The organism is Pseudoalteromonas fuliginea (assembly GCF_000690055.1).
Taxonomy (GTDB): domain Bacteria; phylum Pseudomonadota; class Gammaproteobacteria; order Enterobacterales; family Alteromonadaceae; genus Pseudoalteromonas; species Pseudoalteromonas fuliginea.
The window spans coordinates 1-19,780 of sequence record NZ_JJNZ01000112.1; the positions used below are offsets into that span (position 1 = coordinate 1).

Annotated in this window: 17 protein-coding genes and 1 pseudogene; 14 read left to right on the top strand and 4 right to left on the bottom strand. The window is 39.4% G+C overall.

Translation table 11 applies throughout. The annotated features are described in order from the left end of the window. Positions 1-185 precede the first annotated feature (185 nt). The 9 genes from nrdR (at position 186) to DC53_RS00685 (ending at position 9,243) form a co-directional block, all read left to right on the top strand. On the top strand, positions 186-635 hold the full coding sequence (gene nrdR, locus DC53_RS00725; protein ID WP_002961761.1) for a transcriptional regulator NrdR: 450 nt from the start codon (positions 186-188) through the stop codon (positions 633-635). A 2-nt stretch (positions 636-637) separates the two neighbouring features. Further along, positions 638-1,762, top strand: coding sequence for a bifunctional diaminohydroxyphosphoribosylaminopyrimidine deaminase/5-amino-6-(5-phosphoribosylamino)uracil reductase RibD (ribD, locus tag DC53_RS00720; protein WP_033032242.1), 1,125 nt, complete (start codon positions 638-640; stop codon positions 1,760-1,762). A 26-nt stretch (positions 1,763-1,788) separates the two neighbouring features. Then, positions 1,789-2,442, top strand: a complete 654-nt coding sequence (locus DC53_RS00715) for a riboflavin synthase (protein WP_033032244.1) — start codon at positions 1,789-1,791, stop codon at positions 2,440-2,442. 29 nt (positions 2,443-2,471) lie between these two features. After that, entirely contained in the window at positions 2,472-3,584 is a 1,113-nt protein-coding gene (gene ribBA, locus DC53_RS00710; RefSeq protein ID WP_033032247.1) for a bifunctional 3,4-dihydroxy-2-butanone-4-phosphate synthase/GTP cyclohydrolase II, read from the top strand. 100 nt (positions 3,585-3,684) lie between these two features. Next, positions 3,685-4,149 carry a 6,7-dimethyl-8-ribityllumazine synthase gene (gene ribH, locus DC53_RS00705; protein WP_002961753.1) on the top strand — a complete coding sequence of 155 codons (465 nt, stop codon included), beginning with the start codon at positions 3,685-3,687 and terminating at the stop codon, positions 4,147-4,149. 15 nt (positions 4,150-4,164) lie between these two features. Further along, positions 4,165-4,575 carry a transcription antitermination factor NusB gene (nusB, locus tag DC53_RS00700; RefSeq protein WP_002961751.1) on the top strand — a complete coding sequence of 137 codons (411 nt, stop codon included), beginning with the start codon at positions 4,165-4,167 and terminating at the stop codon, positions 4,573-4,575. Between the two features lie 87 nt (positions 4,576-4,662). Continuing rightward, positions 4,663-5,637, top strand: a complete 975-nt coding sequence (gene thiL, locus DC53_RS00695) for a thiamine-phosphate kinase (RefSeq protein WP_033032249.1) — start codon at positions 4,663-4,665, stop codon at positions 5,635-5,637. Beyond that, positions 5,634-6,119 (top strand): phosphatidylglycerophosphatase A family protein, encoded by a 486-nt coding sequence (locus DC53_RS00690; protein WP_007377466.1) that lies wholly within the window; start codon positions 5,634-5,636, stop codon positions 6,117-6,119. The genes thiL and DC53_RS00690 overlap by 4 nt, the downstream gene beginning before the upstream one ends. A 37-nt stretch (positions 6,120-6,156) precedes the next feature. Next, the gene (locus DC53_RS00685) at positions 6,157-9,243 is read left to right on the top strand and encodes a ligand-binding sensor domain-containing diguanylate cyclase (RefSeq protein WP_007377465.1); all 3,087 of its coding nucleotides are present in this window, start codon (positions 6,157-6,159) and stop codon (positions 9,241-9,243) included. A gap of 81 nt (positions 9,244-9,324) precedes the next feature. Here the strand turns inward: DC53_RS00685 and dxs are convergent, their stop codons facing one another. The 3 genes from dxs to DC53_RS00670 form a co-directional block, all read right to left on the bottom strand. Continuing rightward, a complete protein-coding gene (dxs, locus tag DC53_RS00680) occupies positions 9,325-11,187 on the bottom strand; it encodes a 1-deoxy-D-xylulose-5-phosphate synthase (RefSeq protein ID WP_007377464.1) in 1,863 nt (620 codons plus the stop codon). 105 nt (positions 11,188-11,292) lie between these two features. Next, positions 11,293-12,180, bottom strand: coding sequence for a (2E,6E)-farnesyl diphosphate synthase (gene ispA / locus DC53_RS00675; RefSeq protein ID WP_007377463.1), 888 nt, complete (start codon positions 12,178-12,180; stop codon positions 11,293-11,295). Positions 12,181-12,182: 2 nt separating this feature from the next. Next, positions 12,183-12,425 (bottom strand): exodeoxyribonuclease VII small subunit, encoded by a 243-nt coding sequence (locus tag DC53_RS00670; protein WP_008137959.1) that lies wholly within the window; start codon positions 12,423-12,425, stop codon positions 12,183-12,185. A 322-nt stretch (positions 12,426-12,747) separates the two neighbouring features. Between DC53_RS00670 and pomA the strand changes: the two genes are divergently transcribed. The 4 genes from pomA (at position 12,748) to DC53_RS00650 (ending at position 17,080) form a co-directional block, all read left to right on the top strand. Next, positions 12,748-13,515, top strand: a complete 768-nt coding sequence (gene pomA / locus DC53_RS00665; protein WP_007377461.1) for a flagellar motor protein PomA — start codon at positions 12,748-12,750, stop codon at positions 13,513-13,515. 2 nt (positions 13,516-13,517) lie between these two features. Continuing rightward, on the top strand, positions 13,518-14,438 hold the full coding sequence (locus tag DC53_RS00660) for a flagellar motor protein MotB (RefSeq protein WP_007377460.1): 921 nt from the start codon (positions 13,518-13,520) through the stop codon (positions 14,436-14,438). 143 nt (positions 14,439-14,581) lie between these two features. Beyond that, the gene (locus DC53_RS00655) at positions 14,582-15,097 is read left to right on the top strand and encodes a hypothetical protein (RefSeq protein WP_033032251.1); all 516 of its coding nucleotides are present in this window, start codon (positions 14,582-14,584) and stop codon (positions 15,095-15,097) included. A gap of 42 nt (positions 15,098-15,139) precedes the next feature. Further along, positions 15,140-17,080 carry a DNA topoisomerase III gene (locus DC53_RS00650; RefSeq protein ID WP_033032254.1) on the top strand — a complete coding sequence of 647 codons (1,941 nt, stop codon included), beginning with the start codon at positions 15,140-15,142 and terminating at the stop codon, positions 17,078-17,080. Between the two features lie 67 nt (positions 17,081-17,147). Here DC53_RS00650 and DC53_RS0120840 read toward each other — a convergent pair. Beyond that, positions 17,148-18,457 (bottom strand): annotated as a pseudogene (locus DC53_RS0120840) (M20 metallopeptidase family protein). Between the two features lie 111 nt (positions 18,458-18,568). Between DC53_RS0120840 and DC53_RS00645 the strand changes: the two are divergent. Continuing rightward, a complete protein-coding gene (locus DC53_RS00645) occupies positions 18,569-19,426 on the top strand; it encodes a tetratricopeptide repeat protein (protein ID WP_024597192.1) in 858 nt (285 codons plus the stop codon). Positions 19,427-19,780 lie beyond the last annotated feature (354 nt).

A 19,780-nucleotide genomic window follows, 5' to 3' on the forward strand; every position in this document is an offset into this window, starting at 1 on the left:
GGGCGATTAACTCTTTGTTGCTCGGTTTTTACTTAGCCCACTAGGTTACAAACCTCGCGCCGCGATTAAATCGCCCCTAGATAGAACAAATTTAATCCTGAAAGGTCAACAGGCCCTATTTTTTTGCTAAGATAAAAGACCGCTATTTAGCGGTCTTTTTTGTTTTAAAACGGAAGTACCGAGCTATGCATTGTCCATTTTGTACCGCAAAAGATACTAAAGTTATTGACTCACGCCTTGTTGGTGGAGGCCATCAAGTTCGCAGGCGCCGTGAGTGCAACGACTGCCACGAGCGCTTTACTACATTTGAGGGCGCTGAACTGGTTATGCCTCGTGTTATTAAACAAGACGGCAGCCGCGAACCATTTAACGAAGATAAATTATTAAATGGCTTAAATCGCGCACTCGAAAAACGCCCAGTGAGCACAGAGCAAGTAGACGAAGTAGTGAATATAATAAAATCGCAGTTGCGTGCTACAGGCGAGCGAGAAATTTCAAGCCACTTGGTGGGTGAATGCATTATGGAAGCCCTCAAAAAGCTCGATAAAGTAGCATATGTAAGATTTGCCTCTGTATATCGCTCGTTTGAAGACATACGTGAATTTGGCGAAGAAATTGCCCGCTTAGGGGAGTAACAATGCAAAGCCAAACTACTTTTACTGAACATGACGAAATGTATATGGCACGTGCCATAGAACTTGCCAAAAAAGGCCGGTTTACTACCACGCCTAACCCTAATGTTGGCTGTGTATTAGTTAAAAATAATCAAATAATTGGTGAGGGTTTTCATCAATTAGCAGGTCAAGGTCATGCTGAAGTAAATGCACTGGCAATCGCTGGAAAAAATGCACAAGGTGCAACGGCTTATGTAACGCTTGAACCGTGTAGTCATTATGGGCGTACGCCACCGTGCGCTGAAGGCTTAAAAAAGGCGGGCGTAGTAAAAGTAATTGCCGCTATGGTTGATACAAACCCACAAGTTGCAGGCAAAGGCCTTAAAATATTGAGCGACGCCGGTATTGACGTTGCTTATGGGTTACTTGAATCACAAGCGCGGGCACTTAACGTTGGCTTTTTTAAGCGTATGGAACAAGGCTTACCTTATGTGACCTGTAAAATGGCAGCAAGTATTGATGGTAAAACAGCGCTTAAAAATGGGCAAAGTAAGTGGATCACAAGTCCTGCTGCTCGACAAGACGTACAATTATACCGAGCGAAAAGCTGCGCTATTTTAACCGGTGCCGATACCGTGTTAGTCGATGATGCTAAACTTAATGTGCGACTAAGTGAGCTGCCTTGCACACTGCCTACTGATTTGCCGCTTCGCCAGCCCGTGCGTGTTATAATTGACTCTCAAAACCGTTTAACACCTGACCTTGCTTTATTTGAAATCCAAAGTGATGTAATTATATTTACCATTAAGGTTGATAAATCATTGCAATGGCCGCATTTTGTAAAGCATATTGAAGTCAGTGAAAGTAACGGTAAAGTTGATTTACAAGCCGTTTTAGAAAAACTTGGGCAACTGCAGTTTAATAATGTTTGGCTTGAAGCTGGCGCAACACTTGCTGGTAAAATGACAGAGCTTAATTTAGTTGACGAGTTTGTTTTTTATTTAGCGCCTAAACTAATGGGCCATGATGCAAAAAGTTTAGTTAATTTTCCTGAATTGACGAGTATGCAAAACACCGTTGATTTAACATTTAATGAATGTGCGCGCATTGGTGACGACTTACGTATCACCGCGTTAAAAACTCATTAAAATCACTTAATAAAAAGAGTAGCGCTATGTTTACTGGGATAATAGAAGCCACAGGCAAAATTGCTTTATTACAAAAAAAACAAGGCGACTTAGCCATTCGTATCCAAAGTGCTGACCTTGATATGAAAGACGTAAAGCTAGGCGACAGCATTGCAACCAATGGCGTTTGCTTAACCGTAGTTGATAAACATATTGACGGTTTTAGTGCTGATTTATCTAACGAGACGATTGGTTTAACCGGTTTTGCTCACTATGCTTTAGGGCAAACGGTGAATCTTGAAAAAGCCATGCAACCTGTTTCGCGTTTAGGCGGTCATTTAGTATCTGGCCATGTTGATGGCATAGCAACGATTACAAGCATTACAGCAAACGCTCGAGCAACAGAGTATTGGCTTACAACCGAAGAAAATTTAATGAAATACATTCCTTACAAAGGTTCGGTATGTATTGATGGTATAAGCCTGACAGTAAACGCTGTAGAAGGTAATAAATTCAAATTAACAATTGTCCCACATACGAGTGAGCAAACCACAATTGCTCATTTTAAAGTAGGCACTCAAGTTAATTTAGAAGTCGATCAAATTGCACGTTATTTAGAGCGCCTTATAAAAGGTGCAGAGCAACCAACGGGCTCTGATATTTCGATGAGCTTACTCGCTAAAGCGGGTTTTATTAAATAACGAAACTGACAACTTACACGAGCAAATTTATGAATTTACACAGCGCACAAGAAATCATCGACGATATTAAAGCCGGTAAAATGGTTATTTTAATGGATGATGAAGATAGAGAAAATGAAGGCGATTTAATAATAGCTGCTGAGCATATTAGTGCACAAGCGATTAATTTTATGGCGACTCATGGCCGTGGTTTAATTTGTTTAACCATGACGCAAGAGCGTTGCGAGCAACTTGATTTACCGTTAATGGTTAAAAACAATGGAGCTGCATTTTCGACTAACTTTACAATGTCGATAGAAGCATCAAAGGGTGTTACTACAGGTATTTCAGCAGCAGATAGAGCGCGTACAGTGCAAGCGGCGATAGCTAAAGGCGCAGTACCAAGTGATATTGTTCAGCCTGGTCATATTTTTCCAATTATGGCACAACCTGGCGGCGTATTAACTCGCGCAGGACATACTGAAGCTGGCTGTGATTTGGCGCGTCTAGCGGGGCTGGAAGCATCATCTGTTATTGTTGAAATACTTAATGCCGATGGCACTATGGCGCGTCGCCCTGATTTAGAAGTTTTTGCGAAAGAGCACGATATTAAAATTGGCACCATTGCTGATTTAATCGAATACCGCAACTTAAACGAAACAACAATTGAGCAAGTAGCAAAATGTAAGTTACCAACAGAGCATGGTGAGTTTGATTTGGTGACTTACAAAGACACAATTGACGGCCAATTACACTACGTATTGCTTAAAGGCGATATAAAAGAGCAAGAACCGACAAATGTACGTGTACATTTGCAAAGTACCTTTAACGATATCCTACTTTCGGACAGAAGTGCTGACCGTAGTTGGAGCCTTTCTGAAGCAATGGCTTATATCGCTAAAAATGAAGGTGCTTTAGTTATTTTAGGTAAGCAAGAAAGCACTGAAGAATTAGAAGCAACAGTAAAAGCATTCGCGGCAGCTGATGCTGGCGAAAGCGTTACGCCACGTAAATTCAAAGGTACATCTCGTACTGTTGGCGTAGGCTCGCAAATACTTGCCGATCTTGGAATTAAACAAATGCGATTAATGAGTCGTCCTAAAAAGTACCATGCACTTTCGGGCTTTCATTTAGAAGTTGTTGATTACATTGAGCCACAATAAGCATCACGCTTAAACTAGGCTATTATTTTATTTTTATGGTATGATGCGCAGCAATTTTTGCGCAATCGCAACCGCTTGAACTTATTTTTAGGGTTATCAAATGAAAATTATTGAAGGTAATAAGTACGCTCCAGGCAAAAAGTTTGCCATTGTCATTTCTCGTTTTAATGACTTTATTGGTAGCAGCCTCCTTGCAGGTGCTGTTGATGAGCTAAAACGCACTGGTGGCGTATCTGATGACGACATTACCGTTATTTATGTACCAGGCGCGGTAGAATTACCTTTAGCGGCTAAACGCGTTGCAGCAAAAAAAGAGTATGATGCAATCATCGCATTAGGCGTAGTGATCAGAGGTGGTACACCACACTTTGACCTAGTTGCTGGCGAATCAAACAAAGGTCTTGCGCAAGTATCACTTGAGTATGATATCCCGGTTGCATTTGGCGTATTAACCACAGAAAGCATTGAACAAGCAATTGAGCGTGCTGGCACCAAAATGGGCAATAAAGGCGGCGAAGCTGCTTTAGGCGCGCTTGAAATGGTTAATGTGTTAGATAAAATTTAAGTTTAAGGAATTTTTGTGAAACCAGCAGCAAGACGTAAAGCACGTATCTTAGCACTCCAAGCCGTTTATTCTTGGCAAATAAGTGGCAATCTAATTGCCGATATCGAACAACAAATGTTGATCGAAACAGACGTTACTAAAATTGATGTTGAATACTTTAAAGATTTAGCGACGGGTGTTGCTGTAAATTACAAGCAACTAGACGAAGCTGTATCACCACATTTAACACGTCCGTTTGATGACTTAGATATGGTTGAGCGTGCAATTTTACGTTTAAGCAGCTATGAGCTTAAGTTCCGTGAAGACGTACCTTATAAAGTTGCTATTAACGAAGGTATTGAGCTTGCCAAAATTTTTGGCGCTGAAGATAGCCATAAATTTGTAAACGGTGTACTTGATAAAGCTGTTAAGCATTTACGCAAGTAATAACAATTCACTCTGAATTTTAAATTTCAGATTGATTGGTTAAACAACCGTTAAAAGGAGAGCCGGCATAGGTCGGCTTTTTTGTGTATGAAGGAATTTGAATTAATTAATCGCTACTTTAAAGGTCGCGGTATCACTCGTCGTGATGTAAACCTAGGAATAGGGGATGATTGCGCATTGGTCTCTGTTCCACAAAATTGCCAACTTGCCGTTACAACAGATACTCTTGTTGCTGGCGTGCACTTTTTTGATGATATTTCCCCTCGTGCATTAGGTCATAGAGCACTCGCTGTGAATTTAAGTGATTTAGCTGCAATGGGCGCTGAACCAACATGGGTTTCGGTTGCACTCACATTGCCAAGTATAGATCCGCAGTGGATTGAAGAATTTACTGAAGGCATGCATGAAATTGCAGAGTACTTTAATGTACAAATTATTGGCGGTGACACTACGCAAGGCCCATTAACGATTACTATTTGTGCAAAAGGGACGATCCCCGAGGGGAAGGCTCTGCGCAGAAGTGGTGCTAAAGTGGGCGACTGGATTTACGTTACAGGCCCTTTGGGGGATGCCGGTTTAGCTATTGAATCGCGCAAGCAAGGTTTTAAAATAGAGCCTGAACATTTAAAATATGTAAATAAACGTTTTGATTATCCAACACCACGCGTAGCAGCTGGCCAAGTTTTACGCGGACTTGCATCATCGGCTATTGATGTATCTGACGGTCTTATTGCTGATTTAGGCCATATTCTAGATATGTCGCAAGTAAGTGCTGTTATTAATGTTGAAAGTATTCCTACATCAGATGCGATGAAATCGAGCCTTGATTTTGATCAGCAATTACCGTTTATTCTTAGCTACGGCGATGACTACGAATTGTTATTTACTGTTCCTGATAGTAATAAAGGGATGTTGGATTTAAAACTACGTCAATATGGTGTAGATGCCGTATGTATAGGACAAGTTAAAAGTGGTGATGGCCAAATTGAGCTTTTATACAATGGTGAAGAGTTTAATTTTGAGCAGCATGGCTTTGAGCATTTTGCAAAGGAGCAGGTTTGAATAATAACCGCAAGTTTAATTTAAAGCGTCCGCACCAATTTTTTGGTTTAGGGTTTGGCACAGGCCTTGCGCCTAAAGCGCCTGGTACATTTGGTACTTTTGCTGCACTGCCATTTATTTTTATGACAATGTACTATCCATTATGGTTACAAATTGTGTTTGCTGTAGTGATCAGTATATTTGGTATATGGGCATGTGGTAAAACGGCTGATGATTTAGGCGTGCACGACCATCCTGCAATTGTATGGGATGAAGTGGCTGGCTATTACATTACCATGATTGGCGCAGCGCTTAGCTGGCAGAGTTTATTAGTTGGCTTTTTGTTATTTCGCTTTTTTGATATAGCAAAACCAGGCCCAATACGTATGCTAGATAAACGAGTACATGGCGGTTTAGGTATTATGGCTGATGATATATTGGCTGGTATTTTTTCGCTTATTTGTTTGCAAGCGTTAATAAAAGTGGGTTTACTACCCTTTTAATTTTTATATTTGAATTGTTTAACTAGGTGGCAGCAATATGATGCGATTTTTACTGGTTTGTGTACTGATGTTGTGCGCGACGCCAAGCTGGGCCTCAATTACTGATTATGTCGTTAAGCAATGGAATATAAAAGACGGTTTGCCGTCACAATCACTCAAAAGTGTAGTGCAAGATCAGCAAGGTTATATGTGGCTGGGTACTCAGTTTGGGTTAAGCCGTTTTGATGGAACAACATTTACTAACTATAGTACCCAAAATAGTTATTTTTTACCAAGTAATGGTATCAATAAACTTTTAATCGATTCGAACGGGTTATTGTGGATAGGTACTAAAAGCGGATTAGTTGTAATTAACCCGGCAACATTTGCAGCACAAGAATTTAATATTAAAGGCCCTGTAAGGGATATTTTAGAAGATTCTAAAGGCAGTATCTGGATTGCAGCAAATGGTTTGTATTATGTTGATAGAGGGCAAGTTGACTTGCAAACTCACGCTAGCGGTCAACTACCTATTGTCAATGCGACAGTAATCACCCAAATTGTCGGCTCAGTTAGTCAAATGGCACTTTCTCCGGAAGGTATTTGGCTGGTTAATGACCGTCATTTGTTACGCCTTACTAAAAACGCCTCCGATTTTTCTAAATTACGTTTAGAGCTCACTGCAAAAATATCGCTACCAGAGCGTTTAGCGCAAACTATTGTGCATGATTTATCATTTTTGAACGGCAATTTATACTTGGCTTCAGAACTAGGTGCATATTTTCTAGATTTAGATGATGAACTAAGGCCATTTCCTTTACCCAATGCTAATAATTCAGCTGTTTATAAGTTTATGAGTGATACCAATGGTGGATTATGGGTTTCGACTTACGGGCGTTTATTATTTAGAGATAAGTCAGGCGAATGGCAATGGGTTGAGCCAAGCCAGCTAGATCAAAGTATTTGGTTTGCAGATATTTTTCGTGATGATAAAAATAATGTATGGCTAGCAAGCTTTAGTGAAGGCTTATGGCTTGCGCATGAAGGGCGGGTTGAACGACATTCAGCTGTATCTGAGATGACTGAGGCCGTTATGGCAATAAGCCAAGCACCTGATGGTAAATTATGGGTCGCTAACAAAAGTGGTATTGGTTACTTTGATTTAAGTAAAAGCTTTATAAATCTGATCCCTAGTAGTAAATACAGTCGATCGTCAGTCCATGACTTACAGTTTGATGGTGAGCGACTCTATATAGCCACAGGAAGAGGTTTATTTGTTTATGAGAATAATACACTTTATACCGTTCCAGGGCGTGCGCTACGTGATAACCCTGTATTTGCTATAAGCCGTTCAAGCAAAGGTGGTTTTTGGATTGGCACTGGACGGGGGTTATATCGTCTTGGTTATGCGGGGCTAACGCCGTTTGCGTATAATGCATTTTTAGGTAGTAAGTTTATTACTTACGTATTGGATAAAACTAATTTTGGTGTGATAGGTACAAGTAAAGGCGCCTATTACTTTACCGAGCGTGGCATTGAAAAAATTGGTGATCAAACGTCTTTAGAAAGTGCTTATGTAACAAGTGTACTGCATATTGATGGTGTAGGTATTTTAATTGGTTCTCTTAACGATGGGCTTTTTTATAGAAGTACCCAAGGGCAATGGCGTCAACTTGATGCGGCTAATGGTCTACCATATGGATCAATTTTTAGCCTCGAATACGATGAAAAGCTAAAACATGTTTGGGTTAGCACCATGAAAGGCGTTTATAGGATGCCTGTAGATCAATTCAAAGCAGATATTAAAAGCTTAAAAGTAGAGGAAGTTATTTCTTCATTTGATCGTCAACTCGATGGTAAAGCTAATCAGTGTTGTAGTGGGTTAGGCCATGACGCAGTTGCTAATATTGGCAGTTCAATTTGGTATCCTAGTTTGCAAGGGATTGTAGAGATCCCTAAAAACGTAGAGCTATTTGGCGTGTTGTCATTGAAGCCAAAAGTAGAAACAATTACCACACCATTACGTAATTTAACAACTGCAGCCTTAGGTCAAAAACCATCATTAGAAACTGATGAGCGAGATATAACGCTTACCTACACGGCTATAGATTATTATGCACCAAACAGCATTGAATTTAGGTATAAGCTAAGTGGATTAGATAGCGATTGGCGTTATGCAAATACACGTAGAGAAGCTATTTATACTAACTTACCAGCAGGGTCGTTTTTATTTCAGCTTGAAGCAAAGCGACAAGGTGAAGATTGGAGTAAAGCACAAGAAGCTGAATACGGCTTTATTGTGCCAGAGCGCTTTGATGAAACTATTTATTTTAGATTGTTGATCACCAGTGGCTTCATTTTGTTTTTTTACTTGGTTTTTTGGGTATTTAGAGCACAAGAGCGCAGAAAGCAAGAAGCACTCGAGGGATTGATCACCGAACGTACATTAGAGTTACGTCAAGCTAATGATAAGCTTAATCAAGTGAATTCACAGCTCAAGCTAGTAAGTCATTCAGACGAGCTTACGGGGCTTCGTAGTCGTCGATTTTTGTTCGATCAATTGCCTAAAGATATCGAACACTTTCAACGTAATTCTCAATCGCTGCAAGCTCAGGGTAAGTCACTTGTTTTACTAATAATCAACTTTGATAACTTTAGTCGAATTAACGATGCATATGGCCCAATAGCGGGTGATAGCTGTTTGCAGCAAATGGCAGCATTACTTAACTCTCGCACACAAGGATCCGACTACGTAGCGCGTTGGAGTGGCGATGAATTTTTACTCCTACTGCGTGATTTTAAATGTAATAAAATAGATAGCTATGCTTCGGAGCTGTGCCAAGCTGTTGCAGAGTATTCATTCCAGCTTCCGAATGGAAAAAGTACTAATATTATGGCGTCAATTGGTTGGTCTTTCTACCCGTTACCACTTTTAGGTGGGCAAGTAATCAGTTGGGAGACATCTATTAACTTAGCTGATATTGCACTGCACCAAGTTAAAAAGCGTGGTGGCGATGGTGTTGCAAACATTACGTTTGATGATCAGCTTGATGCATTTGAGTTTGAGCAAAATTCTAACGTTGACCAACAATTAGGTATTTTACAAAGTAATGGCCTAGCTGATATTAAAGTGTGGATGCGCTGATCAGCTGATGGGTAATATTTGACATTAAAAAAGGAGCCTAGGCTCCTTTTTTAATGTGCTCTACATTTAAATGTATAGAAGTTAATTAATAAACGTTTTAATCGCGGTTAATATTCCTTGCTCGCCTAATCCCATTTCATCGTGCATTTCATCTTGCGTGCCGTGTTTAATAAACTCATCAGGAATACCTAAGTTAAGGATATTAATATCAGCTTTTTGCGTTGCGAAGTATTCGTTAACTGCAGAGCCGGCACCGCCAGCAATCGCGTTATCTTCAAGCGTAACAATTACATCGTGGCTAGTAGCAAGCTCATTTAAAAGTGCAGTATCAAGTGGTTTAATAAAACGCATATTAACAAGCGTTGCATCTAATTCATTTGCGGCAAGCTGTGCGTTTTCAAGTAATGTACCGAATGATAAAATGGCAATCTTTCTGCCTTGTTTAACCGTATTTGCTTTGCCTATTTCAAGCAATTGCATAGTGCTTTCAATGTCTGCAGTACCTGCGCTACCTCGAGGATAACGAACTGCAACAGGGCAGTTTGCTTTATAACCGGTGTATAGCATTTGGCGACACTCGTTAGTGTCGCTTGGTGCCATAATGACCATATTTGGAATACAGCGCATAAAGCTTAAATCGTACGCACCTTGGTGAGTTTCACCATCGGCTCCAACAATGCCTGCCCGGTCAATGGCAAATAATACAGGTAAGTTTTGCAGTGCAACATCATGTATTAATTGGTCATATGCACGTTGTAAAAAGCTTGAGTAAATAGCCACAACAGGCTTTAAACCTTCACAGGCAAAACCAGCAGCTAAAGTAACAGCATGCTGCTCTGCAATGGCCACATCAAAATACTGGTCAGGGAATTCTTTAGAAAAACGCACCATACCTGAGCCTTCGCGCATTGCTGGCGTAATCGCCATTAAATTGCTGTCTTGCTCTGCCATATCGCATAACCAATCGCCAAATACTTTTGAAAAAGTAGCTGCACTAGGTTTAGATTTAGGTAAGCTAGTTGTGCTTGGGTCAAATTTTGGTACGCCATGATAGCCAATCGGATCGGCTTCAGCTGGTTTATAACCCTTACCTTTTTGCGTTTTTATATGTAAAAGTTGCGGACCTTTTAAATTACGCATATTACGTAATGTATCTACAAGCATGTTTACATCGTGACCATCAATTGGGCCGATGTAATTTAGGCCTAATTCTTCAAAGAAGGTACCTGGGATCATCATGCCTTTAATATGCTCTTCCATTTTACTGGCAAGTTGCTTTACCGGAGGCACGCCTGAGAGTAACTTTTTGCTACCTTCACGAATGTTAGTGTAAAAGCTACCTGATAAAATTCGGGCAAAGTGATTTGTTAAGGCGCCAACATTTTCAGAAATCGACATTTCGTTATCATTTAAAATAATAAGCATGTCTGATTTTACATCACCTAAATGATTCATCGCTTCAAATGCCATGCCTGCGGTTATTGCTCCGTCACCAATAATGGCTACAGATTTTCGACCTTTGCCTTCTTTTTGGGCGGCAATAGACATACCTAAGGCAGCTGAAATAGAGGTGCTTGAATGGCCTACGCTAAACGTATCGTATTGGCTTTCATCGCGAAAAGGAAAAGGGTGTAAACCGTCTTTTTGGCGAATAGTGTGCATTTGGTCGCGACGACCTGTAAGGATTTTATGTGGATAAGCTTGATGACCCACATCCCAAACTAGGCGATCGTCTGGAGTGTTATAAACATAATGCAGCGCAACGGTTAGTTCAACCGTCCCTAAACCAGACGCTAGATGACCGCTACTTTGCGATACTGAGTTGAGTAAATAATCGCGCAGCTCATTGCTAAATGCAGGGAGTTTATCTTGCGCTAAATCACGCAATTGGGCTGGCTCGTCAACCAAATTAAGTAATGGATACTTGCTACTATCAAGTGTCATGGTTTTATATATATCCTTCGCTAACATTAATTAATCCAAAGCTTTTACGAATAATTAATGTTGAGTAATAATGTCAGTGTTAATTGCAATACGTATGAGTAATAATTAGTGGTCACGCTCAATTAGGTAATTTGCCAGCGATGCAAGAAGTGTGGTGTCTGCATCTATATTTGCCAACGCTTCATGGGCTTGTTGTATTAAGTTTTGTGCCTTTTCTTTAGCGCCTAGCATACCTAATAACGCAGGGTATGTCGCTTTATTCGCGGCAATATCGGAGCCTTGTGGTTTACCTAAAGTAACCGTATCGCCTTCAACATCTAAAATGTCGTCGTGTACTTGAAATGCAAGCCCTATAGCATACCCAAAAACGCTTAAGTTTTCTAAGGTTTGTTCATCAACATTTTCGCTGCACAGTGCACCAAGTGTAATTGCGCAATTAATAAGTGCGCCAGTTTTTAGCTTATGTATTCGCTCAAGTTCTTGTACTGTAATTATTTTATCAGTGGCTGCAATATCTAAACCTTGACCTGAAACCATTCCTTCAAGGCCTGATGCGTGGGCGAGTGCCGCTATCATTTTTACCTGTGTTTGAGCAGAGCAGTTAAAACTATGTTTAGCAATTAGTTCAAAAGCTAAAGTTTGAAGAGCATCGCCGGCTAAAATTGCTTGGGCTTCACCATAAACTATATGACAAGTTGGTCGACCACGACGCAGATCGTCGTCATCCATAGCAGGTAAGTCATCATGTACTAGCGAGTAACTGTGTATGCATTCAATAGCTGCTGCTAATATATCTAAATCTTTTTTGTCTGCCCCTAATATTTTGCCTGTTGCGTAGACTAAAAATGGGCGCAGCCTTTTTCCACCATTAAACAAACTGTAATGAGTTGCTTCTTTTATTGCTCTATCACTATCAAGTGCTTGTTCAAAATAAAGGTTTAGTGCTGATGCAACGTCTATTTGAGCACGCTCAATATGTTCTTTAATGCTCACCGCTATTCCATATCATTATCAAAGTTTGTAAGTACTGATTTATCGCCATTACCCATTAAAATAGATACCTTTTGTTCTGCTTGCTTGAGTTTACCAGATGAAGCGTTAGCTAGAGCAATACCGCGTTCAAACTGCTTCAATGACTGCTCAAGCGATAAATCACCTTGTTCCATATCACTAACAATTATTGATAATTCTTCTAGTGCTTGTTCGAAACTTAAGTTTTCAGGTTTTTTAGTCGCCATCTTATTTCAGCTTACTCGATAAATTTAGGAGCCAATTTTAGGGGGAATGCTAAACTAGGTCAAAGAATGATATGTTTTTTTCTTCTATTACGGCTAAATGTTACTTTATGTGGATTAATAAAGCCTTAATTACGGTCATACTGATATCATTTAAATGATTAATCGTTATATTAACATTGTAACTTTGTTTAAAAATAATCTTGGAATTGTTTTTTATGTTTATTTTCATATATGACTCAAGCAATTTAGCATGTTGCCGATAAGCAGTTAATAATAAAAGTTTTACAATAAGGCCTTAGTGCATGAAACCTCTGGAGGTAATGTGGATTTAGCAACCATAATAGGGATCCTTGGCGCAATTGGCTTAATTGTCATGTCCATGTTTATGAGTAGTAGTGGTGAAATGGCCATGTTTTACAATACCCCTTCAGTGGTAATTGTATTTGGTGGCTCTATATTTATAGTTTTATCTAATTACACCATGGGACAATTTTTTGGGATAGGTAAAGTTGCCGCTAAAGCTTTTATGTTTAAAATTGAATCGCCGGAAGAGTTAATTGAAAAAGCGGTTGAACTTGCAGATTCAGCTCGAAAGGGCGGTTTTCTGGCGCTTGAGGAAGCTGAAATACCAAATCAATTTATGCGTAAAGGTGTAGATATGCTAGTTGATGGTCACGATGCTGACGTTGTTAGAGCGACCTTACAAAAAGATATCACTTTAACTTCAACACGACATGAAATGGGCGCAGGCTTATTTAAAGCGATGGCCGATATTGCTCCTGCAATGGGTATGATTGGTACGCTTATTGGTTTAGTTGCTATGTTATCGAATATGGACGATCCAAAATCAATTGGTCCTTCAATGGCTGTTGCACTATTAACTACCTTATACGGTGCCTTTTTAGCAAACGTAGTGGCTATCCCTATTCAAGTTAAATTGGAACTTCGTAAAGACGAAGAGGCGATGAATCAACGTTTGATTTTAGATGCAGTTTTAGGTATCCAAGATGGTCAAAATCCAAAAGTGATTGAAGGTATTTTGAAGAACTACTTAGCTGAATCAAAACGTAAAGTTGATACTGAGGAGTAACCATGTCTGAGCAAGAGTGTAAATGTCCACCTCCTGGTTTACCTGCTTGGATGGGAACCTTTGCCGACTTAATGTCTTTACTGATGTGCTTTTTTGTACTCTTGCTTGCATTTTCTGAAATGGATGTACTTAAATTTAAACAAATAGCAGGCTCGATGAAGTTTGCTTTCGGTGTACAAAACAAAATAGAAGTAAAAGATATTCCCAAAGGTACCTCGGTTATTGCAATGGAGTTTACGCCAGGTAAACCAGAACCTACACCAATTGAAACTATTCAGCAGCAAACCGTAGAAATGACTCAGCAAATGCTTGAATTTCAAGCCGGTGATGAAAGTTCAGCTGGCGGCAGGCAAGAACAACGAGGTGATAAACGTGGTGGTGAGTCTCGGAGCACTTCGCAGGAAAAATCTTCAGAGCAGGCTATTTCAGCAGCGGATCAAGAACAAACAAACGAGCTTGTTAAAAAAATCGCGCAGCAGCTTGAAAAGCAAATTATTGATGGTGCAATAGAGCTTGAGTCTTTAGGGCAGCAAATAATTATTCGTATTAGAGAAAACGGTTCCTTTCCTTCAGGTAGTGCATTTTTACAACCTAAGTTTAAACCTATAATTCAAGATATCGGTGTTCTTTTAAAAGATGTGCCAGGAGAGATTACAGTTTCAGGGCATACCGATGATTTTCAGGTGTCGAATGAACTGTATGTTAATAATTGGGATTTATCATCTAAACGTGCTGTGGCTGTTGCAAGTGAATTACAAAAAGTACAAGGCTTTGACAAAACTCGGATGATGGTTGTTGGGCGAGCTGAAACAAGACCTCTTGTACCAAATGATACAGATGAAGACCGCCGTCGTAACAGGCGTGTAGAGATTTCTATTTTACAAGGTAAGGCAAAAGAGTCAGCCCCAATTGATGTAAGATAGTACCGCTTGGCAAAGCAGTTTTTTTAACTTAAGATAATAAATCTTAACAAATGTAATGGAGTACCCATGAATAAAAAATATAAGTATAGCGATATGCCGGGAAATGGTAGTGGCGGAGATGATGATAAGACGAAAGAATAACAATGCCTTTATGGGTTGATAAGGTAATTGCATTTCTTGAACTTAGCTGGGTTTTATTTTTAATCCCAGCTATTGTTATTTTCTATTTGCGTAAAGATTTTTTAGCATTACGATTTGTATGTGTCACAGGTGTATTTTTCTTATTTGGTGCACTTATATACGATTCTTTAAGAGAGTTTGATAAAGATATTTATATATATAGATATCTTGTCTGGGCATTTAATGACGTTGCTTGGATGGCTTTAATTGCTTATCTTGGGATAAAAGACAAGGTTTACTTATGGCAATGTGTGTTAGGTCAGTTGGTTGTTATCACAGCGCCAATTTTACAACTTTTTCGCGTTGTAGATCGCCACCTTTGGGATTTATCTTATAGCACGCTAATGTATAAAACGCTTTTACCTTTAATTAATACGGGCACCATAGTGGTGTGCTATCTTCCGCTGATTTATTTAGTGATAAAAAATAATAAAGTTATAACCAGTAATGGTTATAAAAAAGCCCCTCCTTTAAAATAGCTGTGCTAAACTACTGTTTATATGAACAGTGGTGAGCAAGTTATGAAACTCTACATTGCAGAAAAACCTTCACTTGGACGCGCTATTGCTGATGCGTTACCAAAACCACATAAAAAACACGATGGCTATATAGAAGTTGCTAACGGTGATTGTGTCTCGTGGTGTATTGGGCATTTACTAGAACAAGCAGAGCCTGATGATTATGATGAGCGCTTTAAAAAGTGGCAGTTTGATCACTTACCTATAATACCTGAGCAGTGGAAGTTAAAAGCCAAAACCAAAACTCGCAAACAGCTCACTGTTTTAAAAAAATTAATTAAACAAGCTTCGCAACTTATTCATGCTGGCGATCCAGACCGCGAAGGCCAGCTTCTGGTTGACCAAGTAATAGAAGAAGCTAAAATAAGTCAGGCTAAAAAGCAAAGTACGCAACGTTTACTCATTAGTGATTTAAATTTATCTGCGGTAAAAAAATCACTGGGCGTTATGCGTTCTAATCGAGATTTTATTCCGTTAAGTGTATCTGCTTTAGCGCGCTCTCGTGCGGATTGGTTATTTGGTATGAATTTAACGCGTGCATATACATTAGCTGGGCAAAAAGCAGGATTTGGTAATGTGCTTTCGGTAGGGCGGGTTCAAACCCCTATTTTAGGTCTTGTTGTTAATAGAGATAACGAAATAGCGAATTTTGTATCTAAGCCTTTTTACGATGTATTGGCGCATTTGTTTACTCCAGATAATCAACCATTCATAGCTAAGTGGGTTCCAAGCAAAGCATGTGAGCCACATCAAGATGAAGAAGGGCGAATACTTAACAAAGCTCTTGCAGAAAATGTTGCTTTACGCATTACAAAGCAAAGTGCTGAGCTTACTTCACTCGACCAAAAACAAAAAAAGCAAAGTGCTCCATTACCTTATAATTTATCTGCTCTGCAAATAGATGCCGCTAAAGCATTTGGTATGCCAGCTCAAAAAGTATTGGATATTTGCCAAATACTTTACGAACGTCATAAACTAATTACTTACCCGCGCTCAGATAATCGTTATTTACCCAAAGATCACCATCAAGAAGCATCTGCTATTTTAAAGGCAATAAGTGCAAATGGGGGGCAAAGCAGTGAATTAGTAAACGGGGCTGATGTAAAAAAGCGTAGTAAATGTTTTAACGATTCAAAAGTGGCTGCCCATCATGCCATTGTGCCTACGGCTAAGCAGTTAAAGTCAGCGAGTTTGAGCGGTGACGAAGCAAAGGTATATCAATTAATAAGCCGTCATTACTTAATTCAGTTTTACCCCGACTATATATATAACGAAACTAAAGCTGAGGTAATTATTGCTGGTGGGCTTTTTAAGGCAAATGCAAAGCAAGATGTAAGCTTGGGTTTTAAGGTGTTAATGGGTAAATCTGAATTAAAAGATGAAGCCTCGCTACCTCCTTTAACAAAAGGTATGCCTCTTTTTTGCGATAAAGGCGAAGTAGTCGAAAAGCATACATCACCCCCTGCTTATTTTACCGATGCCACATTATTGGCTGCGATGACGGGCATTAGCCGTTATGTTAAAGATCCACAAATTAAAAAAGTATTAAAAGACACTGATGGTTTAGGTACGGAGGCAACACGTGCGGGAATAATCGAGTTGCTATTTAAGCGGCGTTTTTTAAAACGTGAAGGTAAGTCAATTAGAGCGACCGAAACGGGACTTGCTCTTATTAGCGTATTACCACAAGGTTTAGCGAGTCCTGATTTAACCGCAAAGTGGGAGTCGAGCTTAGGTGATATTGCACAGCAGGCAATGAGTTATCAGCAATTTTTACAGCCTTTACTTGCTGACCTAAATGGGTTTGTTCAATTAGCAGCAAACTGCGATAGCAATGCATTTGCGAAGTTACCAAAAACCTCACCTAAAAAACGTTTTGCTAAACGAGGTGGAAAAGCGACCTTTAAAAAGTCGAGTTATAAAAAAAACTCTGTTGCTAGTTAGCAACAGAGCCATTTTATTAAACCATATTGCTTAATGTTGAATTGGTATTACTTAACCTAAACTCAGGTTACTTATTAAATAAGGCAACAGCAGCGTTACTCATTGCTTTTATTCCAGTAGGGATAGCAACTTTATAATCAGGTGCAAATTTACTAGAGTGTAGAGAAGGGAGTACCTCACCTGTTTTTATTGAATCTGCATATTGTGCTTGGTTTACGCCTCCTAGCCAAAAGAGGGTAATAGGGATATTTTCATCGGTGCGTCCGTATAGGCCAAAATCTTCACCCGCCATTACAGCCTGTGTTTCAAGTACATTAGTATCGCCAATTGCGCTGGCAATAGAGTTTCTAACAATGTCTGTTTGTGCAGGGTTATTATAAGTAGATGGAATAGATTCATCTTCATGTACATATATTACAGGGTAGTTAGATTCATTTAAGCCAGCACTTTGTGCAATACCTGCGGTGATTCGTTTTATTGCTGCTATTTGAGCGCTTCTTACATCGGGGTTATAGCTTCTAAGAGTGAGTTGTAGTTTTACTTCATCCGAAATCACATTATGTTTTGAACCACCATGAATAGACCCCACAGTAATAACAGAAGGCTCAAGCGGTGAAAGCTCTCGGCTTGTGATTGTTTGCAAAGCAAGTACAGTGCGTGCAGCTATAACCACTGGGTCTATAGTTGTATGCGGATAAGCACCATGACCACCTTTACCTTTAATTGTAATATCGACAGAATCTACACTTGCCATCGTGTATTCATTTTTCATTGATACCTTACCAGCGGGGACGCTAGCGCTTACATGTAAAGCAATTATATGATCAGGTTTTGCATATTTACTAAATAGTCCTTCGCTTAACATCGCTTTAGCACCCCCACCTACTTCTTCTGCAGGCTGTGCAACCATCATTAATGTACCTTGCCACTTTTTTTATGAGCAATTAACTGCTCTGCAGTTCCAATAAAAGAGCTCATGTGGATATCGTGGCCACAGCCGTGCATTACACCTACTTTTGCACCGTGCTCATCTATTACTTTGACTTTTGAGGCATAGGATTTTCCTGTTTGCTCAATAATAGGTAAGCCATCAGTATCAGTGCGGATCATTATTGTCGGCCCCTCACCATTTTTATAAATACCAACTACACCAAAGCCACCTACATTACTTGTTACTTTAAAACCCAGCTGAGTTAATCTATCTGCTATCTTTTTACCTGTTTTTTGTTCGTGATAAGAGAGCTCTGGGGATTGGTGTAAGTCGAGGTAAAACTTTTCAATAGCTGGCATGGCTTTGCTTAAATTCAAATCGAGTCCATTTGCTTGTACTAATGGGCTTGCTAATAAAAGTATTGCACTTAGGTAAGTTAATTTCATATTTTCCCTTATTGTTGAATATGTATACCGAGTGATTTAGGTATATGACTTGTAATTATTATGTTCACCACCATATAAAAACCTAAATAGACGAATATGGCAATCAATTCAATGAGCAACATAGTTAGTATTAATGCGCAAAACCTTCAACAAGTACTCGGTGAAACATCACAACAAAAATTGGTGTTGCTTAACTTTTTCTCTCCTCAAAGTCCTGATTGCATCGGACAGGCTGCAATTTTAGATAAAGTAGCAGCAGAATATGCAAGCTATATAGTAGTAGCAAACTTAGATTGCGATGCAGAACAAGCACTCGCTTCTCAACTTGCGCAACAAGTTGGTCTGCAAACACTGCCTACGCTTGTATTATTAAAAGACTCCGCACCAGTAGATTTACTTGCAGGTGTTCAAAGCGAAGCGCAAATACGCGAAGCCCTCGCAAAGCATTTACCTGCGCAACAAGACTTACTATTAGAACAAGCAAAGCAAGCGTTATTAAAGTCAGATTTAAATGCGGCATTTAATTATGCAAAGCAAGCTTATGAAATAGACAGCGGTAATGCACGTATCAAGTTAGTGCTAGCAGACATATGTATTCAAATTCACAAGGTAGATGAAGCGCAAGCGCTTATAAATACAATAGATGCACAAGAGCAAGATGCTTACTTTAATAATATAAAAGCAAAATGCGAAGCCGCGCTTGAAGCAAAAGATTCACCAGAGATTAAAGAAAAGCAACAACAAGTAGAAAAGTATCCAAATGACTTAGAATTAAAAGAAGAGCTCAGTATTTTACTCAATGAAGCAGGCAGAAAAGAAGAAGCATTGGATGTACTGTTTACAGTTCTACAAAAAGATCTGAACTTCAACGAAGCAAAACCAAGCTTTTTAGCCATTATTGCCTCTTTACCTGATGGCGACGCACTTGCAGCTAAGTATCGTCGCAAGTTATATAGTATTTTATACTAGATTCTAATAACTATTACTTTTGAGAAGCACCTACATAAGGTGCTTTTTGCATTTTTAAGGTTTTAATTAATAGCTTTAGTATGGTTTAGCTATTTAAACCAAGAGTTATCAACAGGGTTTTGTGAGTAACTTGTGCTTATCGTGTGTGCTTGCTTGGGGCTTAATTTTAATTACTATTTTATGCAAATAACGCTTGCGTAAAATCCGCCGCTCCCTATAATGCGACCCCACTGAGACGGGAAACGCCGAAGCATAGCGAGGCACGAACTACTCAGAGAGTTAAATAAAACTTCGGTTTTAAATCTTCTAAAAAGAAAGTTTAAAACTAAGTGTTGACTCGAAAAATAAAGGGTG